Below are 15,178 nucleotides of genomic sequence, written 5' to 3'. Positions count from 1 at the left end.
ATAGTAAGCCACGCAAATGGTTGCCGAGGTGGGTTTCGGGGAACAGGGGTTTGATGGGCGTCGCGAATACCGGGGGTCATCGCCGACACGCTGTACGGTTGCTCTGACTGAAGGCGTGTCTGCGAAGACCGCTGTGTCCGCGACCGGAAAGGACTCGGATTTCATGTCGAACGATGTCATAGGGAGTTCCGGTGACGCGGAGACCTCCGGCGGCGCGGTAGCCGAAGGGTCGCGGGGTAAACCCCGATTGGATCTACTCGTGTTCTGCGCCACCGCCATCGGCGCACTCGCCTTTGTCGCCTGGGGTGTGCTCGACGACGAGAGCCTCGCCTCCGCGGCGAGCACGGCCCAGAAATGGGTCATCACCAACACCGGCTGGTTGTTCGTGCTCACCGCGACAGCGTTCGTCGTCTTCGTGATCTGGCTGGCGATCAGCCGCTACGGCCGGATCCCGCTCGGCGCCGACGACGAGAAGCCCGAATTCCGCACCGTGTCCTGGATCGCGATGATGTTCAGCGCGGGCATGGGCATCGGCCTGATGTTCTGGGGTGTGGCAGAACCGTTGTCGCACTTAGTGAATCCGCCACCACACACCGCCGAAGCCGGATCGCCGGCCGCCGCGGAGGTCGCGATGGCCACCACGCTGTTCCACTGGACGTTGCACCCGTGGGCGATCTACGCCGTCGCCGGGCTTGCCATCGCCTACGGCACGTTCCGAAAAGGCCGCTCGCAGTTGATCTCCTCGGTGTTCCGGCCGCTGCTCGGCCACCACGCCGACGGCATCGGCGGCCGGGTGATCGACATGATGGCGATCTTCGCGACCCTGTTCGGATCGGCGGCCTCCCTCGGCCTCGGCGCGCTGCAGATCGGCGCGGGCATGGAGTTCAACGGCTGGATCGACAGCATCGGCAAGATCGGCCTGGTTGCGATCATCGCGGGCCTGTGCGTGGCCTTCGTGCTGTCGGCGGTCTCCGGTGTCGCGCGCGGCATCCAGTGGCTGTCCAACATCAATATGGTGCTGGCCCTCACTATCGCGGCGTTCGTGTTCATCGCCGGGCCGACGCTGTTCATCCTCAATATGCTGCCGACCTCGCTCGGTGACTACATCGAGAGCCTGCCGACCATGGCCTCACGCACCGGCGCCGGTGACGAGGCGATGCAGGCGTGGCTGTCGAGCTGGACGATCTTCTACTGGGCCTGGTGGATTTCGTGGACGCCGTTCGTCGGCATGTTCATCGCCCGGATCAGCCGCGGCCGCACCATCCGCCAGTTCGTCACCGGCGTGCTGCTGGTGCCCAGTGTGGTGAGCCTGATCTGGTTCGCGATCTTCGGTGGCGCGGGCATCGCGGAGCAGGCCAGGAACGGTGACCTCACCGAACCCGACGGCTCGGTCGACTCCAACTTCGCCCTGTTCCACCTGCTCGACCAGTACCCGATCACCTCGGTGACCACGGTCGTCGTGATGATCCTCGTCGCGATCTTCTTCGTCTCCGGTGCCGACGCGGCCTCCATCGTGATGGGCACGCTGTCCGAACGCGGCAGCATCGAACCGTCGAAGTGGGTCGTCATCTTCTGGGGCGCGGCCACCGGCGCCGTCGCCGCGATCATGCTGGCGATCGCCGATTCCGACAACCTCGGCGGGGCTCTGACCGGCCTGCAGGCGTTGACAACGGTGGTGTCGCTGCCGTTCCTGGTGGTGATGGTGGCGATGTGTGTGTCGCTGTACAAGGACCTCAGCGACGACCCGCTGATCCTGCGGATGGATCGTGGTGTCGAGCTGGTCGAGGGAGCTGTCGACCAGGGCACCGAATTGCACGACGGCGATTTCGCGCTCGTCACGGAACCGGCGGTCGAGGAGCCGGTGAGTCCGACTCTCGACAAGGACGTCTAGTTCGTAGCGTCGAATCCGGCCTGCGCTGAGGACAACTCGGCGCAGGCCGTTTTCATGTGATGCCGCAGTGAGTCGGCCTGGTCTGCGATAGCGGCTTGGGCGCGGACGTAATCGGCTCGGCCGGTGGGGGTTTCGATGCGGACCGGTGCATAGCCGAAGTCGGACAGGTCGTACGGGCTGGCTCGCATATCGAGTTCGCGTGCGGTGCAGGCGAGTTCGAAGCAGTCCAGCAGTAGGTCCGAGGGGATCAGTGGGGCTAGCTTGAAACCCCATTTGTAGAGATCCATATTCGCATGAAGGCACCCGGGTTGTTCTGTCGCCACTTGGTCTGCGCGAGTGAGTGGTTCGGCATTGCGGCCCACCGCTTCCGGGGTGAAGAAACGGAATGCGTCGAAGTGTGTGCAGCGCAACGACATCGACTCCACCACCTGGTCGGTGCCCGCACTGCCGAGCCGGAGCGGAACCTGCTGGTGGCGCACCTCATCGGTGCGGTAGACCATCGCCCACTCGTGCAGTCCGAAGCATGACAGCTGTGCCGGGCGTTGGGCGGTGGCGGTGAGCAGCCGGGAGACGAATTCGATCGTGTCGCGCCGCTTCGCCAGATAGGCCGGATCCGCGGTGAACACGCCCCGCCCGTGCTCGTAGTACCCGCGCGCACCCTGGTACTCGCCCGCATCGCGCAGCCCGATCCCGAACCCCGGATGCCACCGCCGCAACTGCGCGGGCTTGTTTCCGTAATAGGTGAACAGGAAGTCGATGACCGGGTGGGTGGTGCCCGCTTTGCGCCTCTCGAGATACGGACCGACCAACCGATCGAGCCGATCCCGGTGCTCGCGCGCCGCCGCCTGCCACTCCGACGCTGGCAATACGCGCAGGTCAGGGGAGTGGTCGAGGTAATCGGCGGTGCTCACTCAACTATTGTCCCGCACCGGTTCGGAGCCTCTGAGGGAGCCTGAACAGGGGGCTCCGTGCGTGCCGTTCCAGGGCTCGAAAAGGGTCGGAGTTTGACTTCTGACACGCTTTGGACACTAGTTGAGGCAAAGTTCGACAATTCACGCCAATCCCGGACCCAGCAGTCCGGTGTAGTCGGCGACCTCGCTGGGGCTGTCGATGTAGTGACGGGCAGCAGTGGTGCCGTTGTCGCTGTGGCCTAGTTGGCGCGCGGCGTGGCTGGCGCCGTACTCGTTCGCGATGAGCGTGGCGATCGACTTGCGGAACGTCTTCGGGGTTACCCAGGTGAATCGGCTGCCGCGCGCGGATCGCCAACTCCGGCGGTAATTGTGCGGGTCGTAGATGCCGCCTGTGCGCGCGGTGAACACCAAGTCCAATGGGTTCGCAAGCGCGACGGCAGCTCGTCGGCGCAGCGTCTCGACGACGAACTTCGGCAGGACGACAGACCGGTAGCCGGCGTCCGTTTTGGTCCATCCTTGCCGGATCGGACGCAGCTTTCCGTCGGGATGCCTGATCCGCACGATCGTCCCGCAGATCGTCACGCGCGGCGTTTCCGCATCGAGATCGAGATCACGCCACCGAATCGCGAGTGCTTCGCCGATCCGTACGCCGGTCCCCAGCAGGACGTCGGTGACGTCAAGGACGATGCGGGATCGGGGGATGCCCTTCGTGAATGCGGGGGTCCCGGGTATCGCGTCACCGGAAACCCACGTCTCGAGCTGTTGTCGAAGTTCGTGCAGTGTGGCGAGGTCTGCGGCCCGAGGGCGTTGGGCATTGCGTGGCAGGCGGGCAACGTTGAGCACCGGATTGTGCCTCAGCACGTCGTGGCGTACGGCAAGGCCCATCATGCCTGTGAGCACGACGCGATGAGCCCTGGCCTTCCCGGGCCACCTGCGAGATACCTCCCTGAGATAGGCATCGAGGCGTGCGGTGGTGGCTTCGCGGATACGGAGCCCGCCCAGTGAGGTATTGATCTTCACGGTGCCGCTTCGGCCACGCGTCTTCGCGACGTGGATATGGCTGCGGTAGTGCTCGATCGTCTGTGGGGTTGTGCGGTTCTCGAACTCCAGTTCGGCAAGCCACAGATCGGCGAGCTGGGACAGGCGGGTGTCCGCCGTAATCTCGACGTCTCTGGTAAACGAACGGCGCCGCTCCTTCAACCTGTCTTTCAAAAGGGCTATGGCGCGAGGCTTGGTGGGACCCGCCGCCTGCACCGTTCGGGTCTCACCGTCCTCGTCACGGAAGCGGGTGCTCGCGCGCCAGCTGCCGTTGGGCCGCTTTTTGGCGCTGATCACTCCGTAGGTCCCGATCGCGAGCGGGGGATTCGACATGCGGCCTCCAAACTGGCGGAAGACTTTCGAGCGCGCTGACAGAGTCGGCAGTGGCCGACTACGGCGACATGGCCGTGCACCGCGGTGAGGGCATTGGGGGGGCGGCTCAACCGGTTGCTCCGGTGGGCTCGTTCGATGTGGTTGCGCTGAGCGGAAGCGCAGCGCAACCACATGCGCGGTCTGCGGTGAGAGGTGGGGCTCAGCGCTCGTCGGGCTCGAGTCGGTCGTTTTCCCATTCCTCGAGGTCGATGAGCCGGTATCGGCGGTAACGGCCGATCTTGGCGAAGCGCGGACCGGTGTGCGTGGACGCCCATGCGGAGAGGGTCTTTGGGGGGATCTTGAGTCTCTTGGCGACCTCGTTGGTGGTCAGCCAGACTTCCGCGTCGCTCATCGCGGCTGTCCTGACACTGGCGTTGTCGATAACCGCTGGCTGCGAACTACCGAGGCGCACCAACGTTGAGCAGAAATCGCGTCTGCGGAAGGTGAGCAGGAGTTGGCATTGAGCCGGGCGATGGCGTCCACGCATGGCACCTGTTGAGGTGCGGAATGATTCGCGATGGTCAGGAATCGGCCAGAACGGTGTCGGCACGCAGAAGGGCCTGATGTTTCGAGCATGGGGCTGCTCTCCTACACCCAGACGGTTCTCCCACCACCATGAAAGCGCAGTTCGCGGCGAGGCGCCACCAGGTCGGCTCCTGGGAAGAGTTTCCGGCGAGACCGTTCGACTTGCACGCCGAGGTTTGTGTTGCCGACCGCGTGTGCGATTGCACACTCAAATGTGTTTGCAGATGACGTGTCAACTTGCCAGTCGTGAACACGCATGTTTATTGCAAGAATGGCGAAAGTTGCAACGCGTAGTGGCATGTTCTCAATTGATGCAAGATCCTGCAATTCGCTACAGGGAATCGCATTCAAGCCATTCCGGCGCAACGGGGATTGGTTTCCAGAGATTTGCTGAATGGTGCCGAACTGGCCAGCGGGGTCCGAATGCGGGTGTGTGACGGGGCTGAGGCCCCGGCGGTCGGCCCTGCTGGCTCAGTGCGACTACGTCGCTATCCGGGCTGTCGGGAGAGCGGTTGGCAGTGTGGGCCTCATTCCGGGACCGCGGTAACCAGGTGGATGTGGCGGACAGGGTCGATTTCGGAGAAGGCGAGCCGGTACGAGCCGTGGTTGCCGTTGGGTGTGCGGACGTGAACGAGGTCGTTGGCGTCTCGGCCGTAGGCGACCGAGCTCGACGTCAACCAACGACGGGCGAACTCGGGGTCGGCGCCGAGGTATCGCACGACGTCCGCGGCCTGTTCGGAAACGCGGAAGCGGCCGGTCTCCGCGCGCAGCCGCGCCACGATCTGGTCGGCCTCGTGCGCGTGGTCGATCAGGGTTGTTCGACCTGGTTGGCTGAATATCCAGCGGGGGATCGAGGGGAAGTCGTCGAGGTCGATCAAGGCTGCATGGAGCAAGGAGTTGGCGGCTAGGACGTTGAACATCGGGTCGATGTAGGCGGCGAGGATTCCTCGCGTGTCGAGACCGGCGAGGTACTCCGCAGCGCCTGGCCGGGTGAGGATGTGCTCGCGCAGCGCCGCGATCGAAGCCAGCGGCAGCGCGGGATCCCGCAACTCGCGCAGGTGACGCTCCATCGGGGCGCCGAGGCGATATCCAGCGATCAAGGTGTCCAGGGCCGCTGCGGGCGGAACGCCGGTGCCGGCTTCGTACCGGAACAGTTGGGTGGGGCTGATCCCGTGCCATCGCTTGGCTTCGGCGCGTGAGAGGTTGCGGTTCTCGCGTATTCGCTTGCAGGTTGCTGAGAATGATGGAACGGCGACGATGGCGTCGTTTGTTGGGAACCCGTTCTGGCCTTTTTCAGTATTCATGTCTCCCCCGAGAATGTGTGACGCAGGCCACCGAATTGGCGGTCTGGTGTGATTTCTCCCCGATGAATGCTGTTCTATCAGAACAGGATTAGCTCGGCAAGGTGGGGGTGCTGGGAATGATCACAAACGGAGGCAAAGGGGGGTGACGGGGGTTCATCGACATGGCTCGGATCGGCCATAAGGTGATCATTTTTCGATGCCTTCATTTGACCACTCCGAGGTCAAGTCGGAGCATTGCCGCAGGTCGCCGCCTATTTCGTATTGACCATGAAATGGTTTGACCAAGAATTGGTTTAACCACTTTCTCGCTTTATGTCGGTTTCTGGGCTTTTGATGGGGATGCAAGCCATCCACCCAGAAAGGCAAAACATTGGATCCGTTCGTCATTGTCAGCTACATCAACGCCGGTCTGGCGTTGATGTCCAACGTGGTGTCGATTGCCGGCCAGGTGCTCTACCTGGCACTTGTTCTGCTCTGAGCTCGCGTGCCAGGAGCCGCTGGTCCGGGCGCGCCCGGCCGGCGGACCTCCGGCTCGTATGGCCCGTTCTCGGGCGTCGCCGCTGGTGCGGCATTCCACTCGCTGACCTCGGAAAGAAGGTTTCAGGTGAAGTCTCATATTCTCCCCGGCACGCAGAATGCGAACCGCGGTCTATGCAAGTCCCTGTTGAGGACGGGGCAGGCGATCTTGCTGGCCGGTGCGGTGCCGGCGGCGATTGCTCTTGGTGCTCCGGGTTCGGCGCAGGCAGCCGGGGAACCAGCGTTGGTCGCTGATCAAGGGGGCGTGACAACCCCCGATCAACCAGGTGTCGAAACCCCGGCTGCCCCTGCGCCCGAACCAGTCCCGGCGCCGCAGTACTACGAGCAACCCCAACAGGTCCGCACCGCCCCGGAACGGCCTGCGCCCAACGCGGTGGAATCAGTCGAGCCAGTGCGGATCGAGGAGCTTCACCTGCCCGAACCCGTCGAACCGGTCGCACCGGTCGCGCCGACCGAGGGAATGCTGCGGATCGGCCAATGGGAAACCGTCAGCCCGGACTGGGTGCCGATCGAGGTCCGCGACGCGGTCAACACCACCGCGGCCGGCGCCGAAGCCCAGATCGCGACCGCGTTGGACTCGGTGGGCATCCCGGCGGGCCGCTCCGATCGGGTCAGTGGCGCGATTCTGGCTGGTGCCGGACTCGGCGGGCTCGCCGCCGGGACCGCGCTCGGTGCGCCTGCCGCAGCGGTAGGCGGCACAGTCGGTGGACTGATCGGGGGCACAGTCGGTGGGATCGCCGGTGCCGCAGCCGGATTGGTGATCCCGGTGCCGATCGTCGGCGAGGCCACGAGCGGGGTCGCGGGAACTGCCCTCGGCGCCGCTGCCGGCGCGGCCGCGGGCGCGGCGATCCTCGGGGTCCCGGCCGCGTTGGTCGGCGGTGTTGTCGGCGCGACCGTTGGCGCAGGGTTCGGCGCGGGCGTCGGAGTCGGCCAGTGATTCGATACAGGCCGTCGGTGGCGGGACTTGTCGCCACGGTGATGGGCGCGGCCACGATCAGCGTCACAACCGCGCACCCGGCCGTCGCGGTCCCGCTCAGCGGATGTCCAGCCCTGTTCATCCTCGGGGTTCAGGGCACCGGACAGTCCTCGCCGACCGCGGACCCGTTGTCCGACACCGGGGTAGTCGGGTCGCTGATCGGACCGGTCGTCGCCGCAGTGCCGGAGTTGGTACAGCGTTCCTACATCGCCTACCAAGCCGGGTTCGGCGGCATCGTGCCCGGCGGCGGTGATGACCCCTACACCCAATCCGTCGCACAAGCGCGGACCGCGTTGGACGTAGCCGCCCAACAAATCATCGATTCATGTCCGGAAACAATGCTGGCCGGTGTCGGGTATTCCCAAGGCGCCCAGGCGATGTCGTCGTTCGCCCGCGATGTCGGCGCCGGGGCCGGCTCAGTGCCCGCCGACCGTGTCGCGGCGGTGGCCCTCTACGCGAATCCTGATCGCGCCACCATGGAACCGGTCTTTCCTGGGCGGCCAGACCAAACCACCCCCGACCCGGCCCCAGGCACCGCGGGCGCGGCGGTGTCGATGGTCCAGATCCTTGCCGCGCCCGCGAGCGGGGCCGGGATCGCTACCAGCGCACAGGGATACGGTGCGTTGACTGGTCGGGTCGCCGATGTGTGCAGCGACGGCGATCTGGCGTGCTCGGCGCCGGCGAACACTTCCTTGCTGCGGTGGGGCGCTCAAGTGCTGGCCCAAGCCGATCTCACCGATCCCCTCGCCGCGCTCACCACCGTCAATCACACGCTCGCACACGCTCTCGGTTCAGCATGGAATGCCGTCATACTCAACGACTTTCACGTGTCGGGCGGGGCTGTGACCTATCTACCGGAAATGCGTTTGGGGGAGCGGTTGGTCGAGGCCGCCGACCCCCGCGGCGCCGACACCGATGCGAGTGCGGCGGGTGCGCACTGGGACCAGATCACCGCCGCGATCGCTGCCGACCCCGCCCAACTGGGGCCGGTGCTGGCTCAACTCGTCGGCGCGGTGGCCGAATTGGCTACCGACAACGCTGATGTGGTGAATCCGGCGGTGTGGTTGCGGTTCGCTGACACCGTCGGGCGGCACAACTCCTACGCACAGACCGGCCAACTGAGCTCGGGAACGGCGTGGATGATCGCGCTCGCCCACGATCTCGCGGGGGCACGGTCATGACCGAGACCAGCGTCGACGACTTCTACGCCAACACCCCGCTGGGTGTGGGCACCGACCCCGGCACGGTTCTGCGGTCGCGCGAGATCACCATCGATCACCTGGCCGGGGTTGCCAACACCTGGCAACTGGTCTACACCACGACCACCAGCTTCGGGTTCCCGTGCGTCGCCTCAGCGACCGTGCTCGAACCGCGACGACGCCGCGACAACGGCGGTCGAAGCCGAGCGTTGGTGGTGTTCTGCCCGACCTTCCACGGATTGGGTGGCGCGTGCGCGCCGTCGCAGAAACTGGTGCGCGCGTGCGAACCCGACGTCGGGAGCATCGCCGCGGCGCTGGCCAACGGGTGGACGGTAGCGGTACCCGACGGGATCGGGTTGGCCATCACCGGCGCGCACCCACACCATTTCCTTGCCGCCCAAGCGGACGCGCACGCGGTCTTGGACTTGGCCCGCGCGCTCAGCATCGCGCTGGTCCCACCAGGGCGGGCTCCGATCCCCGTGGCGTTGTGGGGATACGCCGACGGCGGGCGCGCGGTGGCGTCCGCCGCCGAGTGGCACGCGCAATACGCCTCCGAGTTGGACTTGCGGGCGGTCGCGGCCGGTGCGGTCATCGCAGACCCCGGGGCGTTGATCACGACCTTGGACGGTGGGGCGTGGGCAGGGTTGGCGTTCGCGGGAATGATCGGATTGGCGCGCGCGTACAGCCATCTGCCGGTCGATCACATCCTGACCGACGCCGGAGTCCGGGCGGTCGCGGCCGCGAGCAGCCTGGATGTGTCGGCGCTGCTGTCGGACTACCGATTTCCGCTGGCGCGATGGTGCGAACGCCCTGACCCGTGGAACGACCCAGTCTGGGCGCACATTCTCGACAGCGAACGCCTCGGGTCGAAGACACCGATCGTCGCCGTGCACCTGTACCACGGGCGCCTCGACGCGCTGGTGCCCATCGATTCAGGTCGAGGTCTGTTCGCTGAGTACCTGTCGCGGGGTGTGGACGTGTCGTGGTCGGAATACGACTGCCCGCACGTCGGTGCCGCCGACCAAGCAACCCCCGACGTCTTCCGTGTTCTGCGCGCGGGTTTCGCGCTGCCACCCCCGGGACGAACCTCCAACTCCAGCTGACTGCCACGTCCCGGCCGCCCACTACCTGATTCGACTGTCCGAAGGAAGGCGAGATCGATGCACGACACCCCTACCGCACCGCCCGCGCGGCATCGCGCCCGCGACAGGGCACCGCTGAACCCGAAATCCACCTCGACGGACAACGTCGCGGCGGTCGTGTTCGCGGCAGTAGTCGCGGTTCTCACGGTCGGCTGCGGAACGGCGCCCGCACTCGCGGACCCGACCACCGCCCCTGCCACCGCGACGCCGACACCTTCGCCGCATACAACCTCGCCTGTGACAACGGTACCGACGCCTACATCGTCGCCCTCGGCGCCGCGTTCGTCGTCGTCCACGACGGTCTCGCTGACCCCCACATTGCCGCCGTCCCCGTCCAGCACAGCTACGGGCTCCACGACGTGTCCGGCCTTGTATCTGATCGGGGTACAAACCGGTGACGAGGGCGCGGCGAGCTCGGTCGACACCGGCGACACCGGGATGCTCGGCCAGGTCTTCGGCCCGATCACCGCCGCCGTCGGGGATTCGGTTGCCCGCGAATACATCGGGTTCGGGGCATCAGACACAAATTCGGCCACCTACCGGTCCGATGTCACCGCAGCTGGTGACCGCATCGAACAGACCGCCACCGCGGTCACCGCTCGATGCGAACAAACCCGGATCGGTGTCGTCGGTTACGCCCAAGGAGCGGCCGCAGCGGCAGTGTTCGCCGAGAACGTCGGCGCGGGCCGATCTGGGGTACCTGCTGACAAAGTCGCCGGGATCGCGTTGCTGTCCAACCCTTCTCGGCGAGCGGCACAGCCAGTCCTGCCCGGTACCGACTCGGGCACCCCCAACGCAGTTCCGGGCACGGGTGGTACCCACGTCGGCAAGGTCGCGTTGTCGAATGTGGGGCTGTCCGGGGCGGGCATCGACGCCGCCGCACAACCGGCCAACTACGGAACACTGGCCGGACGAGTCGCGGACCTGTGCGTGGCCGGAGACGCCACCTGCGACGTCACCTCCGGTAGCCCCCTGGCGACAGCGGTAGCCAACATCGCCGGCCAAACCGAGGGTAAGGACCCGGTCGCGGCGATCACGACCGTCGCTCGAGCGTTGGCCGCGACGGTGTTCACGACCGCGGTCGGGGTGGTCAACGACGACCTGACCGGCACCAGCCTCGACCAACTCACCTACGACCCGACCCAAACGTTGGGCCAACGTATCGCGACGGCGTCGTCACCGACCGCGACCACCGCCACCAGTTCCGACGCCCTCTCGGCGTTGTTCAAGCTCGGGTCGATCGGCCTGAACGCGGTGGTCTCGGTGGCGCGCACGGTGTTCACCGCCTCGACCATCGCCGAACTCGCCACCGTCGGGTTGGCCAACCCGTGGGCGGCGGTAGCGACACTGGGCGCCAAGGTCGCGACCGCAGTGGTCGATCTGGTTCCGCCGCAGTCGATCAGCACCTGGGTCAACTCGGCGTTCGAGGCGATCACGTCCACGATCACCGACTCGGCCGATCTGTACACGACCTCGGCGACCGCCCAATATTCCGACTCCACCGGTCGACGCGCCAGCTACAGCACCGTCGCCGCGACCACCGACGGCCACAGCCCGGTGACCGCTGTCGCGGACTGGTTCACCGCTGCGGCCCACGACCTCGCCCCGCCCGGTACGGAAATACCCGCGCGCACAACGACTCCCACCGTGACCGACCTCCCGGCAACGCCCCGGACTTCGGCGACGACCCCTCCCCATACGCGGTGACGACAACCCCGCGTCCTTGAACCCCTTCGGGGGCGCTGACCGGCCCACGGGTCGTACCCAACAGACCCCGTCGGTTCTCCCACGTTCCGGTGGGCCAGCGCCCCCGAAGGGCCCCTACAACCACGGCAACCGTCAGAGGAGGTGACAACCCCATGACCGGCGACGACGAACGACAACGATTCCACGGCGAGGCCTGGCTGATCGACAACTCCCCAAGCACGGTCAGCACGGACGGCGACACCGACGGCGATGACCGCTTGTCGCGTCCGGGTTGGTCCCATCCGATCGACCTATCCTCACGCGACCGCGTGTCTTTACCTGTCAACGAATTGCCCAGGTGCGCCGAACCGACGGCTGAGAAGCGTTGGAAAGCACTGAGTCTCGGTGTTGCTTGCATCGTGACTGCCGTGATGACCGGCGCGGTCGTCGCCGCTGTCCTCGAAAGTCGGCCTGAGGCGAACGTCCCGGCTGTCACAGTGTTGTCCACTGTGGCTGTGGCCGCCTCGGCGACGGTCACGACAACTACCCCGTCATCTTCAGCACCGCCGACGCCGGCTTGTCGGGGCTTGTCCGCGCCGACCATCACCGCCGGTCCAGGCGACACCACGACATTCGCGGGCGTGGTGGCGGCTTTCGAATACGCCTACTACGTGCGCCGTGACGTCGACGCGGCGCTACAGGTCACCGATCCCCGCGCGGGCCTCACCCGTGAGGTGCTGGCGGCCGCGATCACAGCACTGCCGACCGGTACCACCCACTGCGTCGCGATCACCCCGATCACCGACGGCGCAGGCGAGGTGCACGTGGTCGAACTACACCCCGACGGCACCCGGTTCGACTACCTGCAACTGGTCAACACCAGCCGATCCGCCACCGGCCCCGATCCCGCTGGTCTGGTCATCACCAACATCCAGCGACGAGGAAACTGACATGAACCCTGTTGCCGCACAACCAGTCTCACCAGAAGTGAACCCGCCGCCGCGTTTCGGTCCCGTGACGGTCGAACCGCCCCGGCACGGACGCATCGCGGCGATACGCAACGACCCGTTGCCGGTCACCGGCGCCCATCCGCCCTTGGTCGCGATCGTCGGCGCGCACGGCGGGGCCGGGGCAACGACGCTGGCGAGGTGGTGGGCGCCGGCGGCCGACAGCGAACGGTGCTGGCCGGCCTCCCCGCACACCACCCAACTGGTCACCATCGCCGCCCGGCTGTGTCTGCCCGGGCTGATCAGCTGCGCTGAGCGGTTACGGGAATGGCGCGCCGAGTTGGCCCCCGACGGGGTGGTCGTGGTCGGGGTCGTCCTCACCGCGGCTCGACCGGGCAAGGTCCCGGCAGCGATACGCCGCTACCGCACGCTGATCGAGGACCTGGCCCCAGCGGTGTGGGCGATCGGCTGGCACGAGGAACTGCTCGAACGCGAACTCGACGAACTCGCCCGATTCCACCCAGGCGACCGGCCACCACCCCGGCGCGCACCACTGACCTCCACGGTTCCCGCCGATGTGCACCACGTCGGCACGGACCTGATCGACCACATCACCCGAATCCGGAAAACCTCTCGGAGACAGCAAGATTGGAACAAATCGTGACGACACTTCTGTCGGCGGCCCGGGATGTGACCGTGCTCGCCCAGGAAATCAAGATCACCCCAACTCGCCCACCCGGCGGCGACAAACTCACCAACCTCGTCGGATACCTCTCCTGGCTGGTCATGCTCGCCGGGATCGCGGCCCTGATCTACGCCGGGGGCAAGTTCGGCTGGGAACGCTGGCAAGGCGGCGCGGTCGAGTCACCCAAGATCGTGTTCGCCGCACTCGTGGGCGGCATCATCGCGACCTCGGCCGGAGTCATCATGAACGCCGCCGTGAGCGGGGGATGACGATGACCCACACACCATCCACCTCCGCGAACACGCGGTTGTCGTTGCCCACCGGCGACGGGCACCATGTGGAGGCCACCTTCGGTGGACCGCTCGACGCGCCGGCGACCATCGTCTACCTGCACGGCCCCCTCGGCGGCTCGGCAGACTACGCCGCCGTCGGCCTCGAACTGGATTCGCGGCTCGACGCCACCATCGCCCACCTGGTCTACGACCAGCGTGGCCACCAACCGACCCATGCCGGTGACGCGCCCACGATGGAGCAACTCCTCGACGACCTCGACCTCGTCCTGGCTCACGCGAGCGGCGAAATCATCCTCGTCGTGTCATCGCTGGCCGTGATAGTGGTGCAGGAGTGGGTGTTTCGCCACCGCCACCATCAACTGCCAGTGGCGGGGATCGTCACGGTAGCACCAACCACCGACCTGCCGCGCAGACGCGACAACGGCGCCGTCGGCTCGAGGCAGTACACCCTGGCTACGGTGACCAGTGCGCTGGTGACCAGCGGATCTGGTGGGTGTGCCAGTACTGGTGGTGTGGACGCGGCCATGCGGTTGCTCAGCTCCTATCGAGGCGGAAACGCCGACCTCGCCGTCGTGGAAGAGATTCTGCGCCAAACCCCGACCTGGGTGCTGAGCGGTCGCGACGACCCGGTCGCGGTACCGGCGCGGGTGCTCGATTTCGCTGACCGGGTGTGGGCCGAGGTCGCGATCATCGACACCGCCGCCCATAACCTTGCCCGCGCCCACCCGTGCGCAGTCGCGGACACGATACTGGCCGCCCTGCGCGTCGCCCACGACACGGCCCGATACAGGGCAGCGCCATGACCGCGAAAACCCTACCTGCACAGGTCCTTTCGCCGCTGACCCAGCTACTGGGCTGGTTGGCATGGATCGTGCTGCTGCTGTGTGTGGCGCGAGCGATCTGGGTCGGCGGCCAACTCGCGATCCGGCTCTACCGCGAAGAAGCCGTCGAGGGCCTCATTGCCTCGCTCACCGCCGCGGTCTTCGTCGGCTCCGCCAGCGCGCTGGCCGTGGCCATCATCCCCGCCTGAGAAAGCGACCGAACCCATGCCAGTGACCTCCTCCACCACACTGCTCCACACAACCCTCGCGCTGACGGTGCTCGCCGTCGCCAGTTGCGCCGCTGGCCACCAACCCGCCACATCGACTCCCGCCACGGAATCCCTGGCGCCGATCGCGCCCACGGAGTTGCGATGGCACAGCTGGCGCGGCATCGACCTGCCCTACGCGCGGCAAGGCCCCCGCAACACCGACACCGCGGCGGTGTCCGGGTTCGACCAGAGCCCAGCAGGGGCGGCGTTGGCCGCGATCCACGCCAGCGTGCGCATGGCCATCGCCCCGGACAACCAATGGCCCCAGGTCGGGCAGACGATGCTCGCGCCCGGACCGGGCCGTGACGCGTGGGCCGGTGCCCGCGCCCAGGTCTCGATCGCCGAACCCGCCGGGCCCGAGGGGCCGACCATCCTCGGCTACACCGTCACCACCTTCCTCGGCGCTGATGCCGCGATCGAGATCTACAGCTCCTACCGCGACGGGTCGTTGACGTGTCACCACGCCAATGTGGTGTGGCTCGACAACGACTGGCGTTTGCGATTGAGCCTGCCCGGCCAGCCCGTCGTCGCGGTGGAGTCCACGCCAGCGGCCATGCTCACCCTGGCCCGTCGGTAAGGAAA

General features: G+C 66.6%; 15 protein-coding genes. 11 read left to right on the top strand and 4 right to left on the bottom strand.

The annotated features are described in order from the left end of the window. The first annotated feature begins 163 nt into the window (after positions 1-163). On the top strand, positions 164-1,891 hold the full coding sequence (locus ACFWUP_RS23820; RefSeq protein WP_379237791.1) for a BCCT family transporter: 1,728 nt from the start codon (positions 164-166) through the stop codon (positions 1,889-1,891). On the opposite strand, the gene ACFWUP_RS23815 is transcribed toward ACFWUP_RS23820, so the two are convergent. The 4 genes from ACFWUP_RS23815 to ACFWUP_RS23800 form a co-directional block, all read right to left on the bottom strand. Next, entirely contained in the window at positions 1,888-2,802 is a 915-nt protein-coding gene (locus ACFWUP_RS23815) for a 3-methyladenine DNA glycosylase (RefSeq protein ID WP_379237789.1), read from the bottom strand. The two genes, ACFWUP_RS23820 and ACFWUP_RS23815, sit on opposite strands and share 4 nt — an antisense overlap. 141 nt (positions 2,803-2,943) lie before the next feature. Next, positions 2,944-4,137, bottom strand: a complete 1,194-nt coding sequence (locus ACFWUP_RS23810; RefSeq protein ID WP_379237787.1) for a tyrosine-type recombinase/integrase — start codon at positions 4,135-4,137, stop codon at positions 2,944-2,946. Between the two features lie 235 nt (positions 4,138-4,372). Next, positions 4,373-4,564, bottom strand: coding sequence for a helix-turn-helix domain-containing protein (locus ACFWUP_RS23805; RefSeq protein WP_379237785.1), 192 nt, complete (start codon positions 4,562-4,564; stop codon positions 4,373-4,375). 700 nt (positions 4,565-5,264) lie between these two features. Beyond that, a complete protein-coding gene (locus ACFWUP_RS23800) occupies positions 5,265-6,041 on the bottom strand; it encodes a helix-turn-helix domain-containing protein (protein WP_379237783.1) in 777 nt (258 codons plus the stop codon). Between the two features lie 781 nt (positions 6,042-6,822). Here ACFWUP_RS23800 and ACFWUP_RS23795 point away from each other — a divergent pair. From ACFWUP_RS23795 to ACFWUP_RS23750, 10 genes are all read left to right on the top strand, one after another. Then, complete coding sequence (locus ACFWUP_RS23795; protein ID WP_379237781.1) at positions 6,823-7,515, top strand: hypothetical protein; 693 nt, start codon at positions 6,823-6,825, stop codon at positions 7,513-7,515. Continuing rightward, a complete protein-coding gene (locus ACFWUP_RS23790) occupies positions 7,512-8,735 on the top strand; it encodes a cutinase family protein (RefSeq protein WP_379237779.1) in 1,224 nt (407 codons plus the stop codon). Before ACFWUP_RS23795 ends, ACFWUP_RS23790 begins: the two co-directional genes overlap by 4 nt. After that, positions 8,732-9,856: a lipase family protein gene (locus tag ACFWUP_RS23785; protein WP_379237777.1), complete on the top strand. Its 1,125-nt coding sequence runs from the start codon at positions 8,732-8,734 to the stop codon at positions 9,854-9,856. Before ACFWUP_RS23790 ends, ACFWUP_RS23785 begins: the two co-directional genes overlap by 4 nt. Before the next feature lie 57 nt (positions 9,857-9,913). Beyond that, positions 9,914-11,602: a cutinase family protein gene (locus ACFWUP_RS23780; protein WP_379237775.1), complete on the top strand. Its 1,689-nt coding sequence runs from the start codon at positions 9,914-9,916 to the stop codon at positions 11,600-11,602. A gap of 398 nt (positions 11,603-12,000) precedes the next feature. Continuing rightward, complete coding sequence (locus tag ACFWUP_RS23775; protein WP_379237773.1) at positions 12,001-12,531, top strand: hypothetical protein; 531 nt, start codon at positions 12,001-12,003, stop codon at positions 12,529-12,531. A 1-nt stretch (position 12,532) separates the two neighbouring features. Then, entirely contained in the window at positions 12,533-13,192 is a 660-nt protein-coding gene (locus tag ACFWUP_RS23770) for a hypothetical protein (protein WP_379237771.1), read from the top strand. Next, positions 13,189-13,482 (top strand): hypothetical protein, encoded by a 294-nt coding sequence (locus ACFWUP_RS23765; RefSeq protein WP_379237769.1) that lies wholly within the window; start codon positions 13,189-13,191, stop codon positions 13,480-13,482. The genes ACFWUP_RS23770 and ACFWUP_RS23765 overlap by 4 nt, the downstream gene beginning before the upstream one ends. A 2-nt stretch (positions 13,483-13,484) precedes the next feature. Next, the gene (locus ACFWUP_RS23760; RefSeq protein ID WP_379237767.1) at positions 13,485-14,309 is read left to right on the top strand and encodes an alpha/beta fold hydrolase; all 825 of its coding nucleotides are present in this window, start codon (positions 13,485-13,487) and stop codon (positions 14,307-14,309) included. Further along, positions 14,306-14,536, top strand: coding sequence for a hypothetical protein (locus tag ACFWUP_RS23755; protein ID WP_379237765.1), 231 nt, complete (start codon positions 14,306-14,308; stop codon positions 14,534-14,536). The genes ACFWUP_RS23760 and ACFWUP_RS23755 overlap by 4 nt, the downstream gene beginning before the upstream one ends. Before the next feature lie 16 nt (positions 14,537-14,552). Next, complete coding sequence (locus ACFWUP_RS23750; RefSeq protein ID WP_379237763.1) at positions 14,553-15,173, top strand: hypothetical protein; 621 nt, start codon at positions 14,553-14,555, stop codon at positions 15,171-15,173. Positions 15,174-15,178 lie beyond the last annotated feature (5 nt).

Source organism: Nocardia sp. NPDC058658, from assembly GCF_042716665.1.
Taxonomy (GTDB): Bacteria; Actinomycetota; Actinomycetes; order Mycobacteriales; family Mycobacteriaceae; genus Nocardia.
The sequence above is the reverse complement of the archived record's forward strand: the minus strand, read 5'-3'. Positions and strand labels throughout refer to the sequence as shown.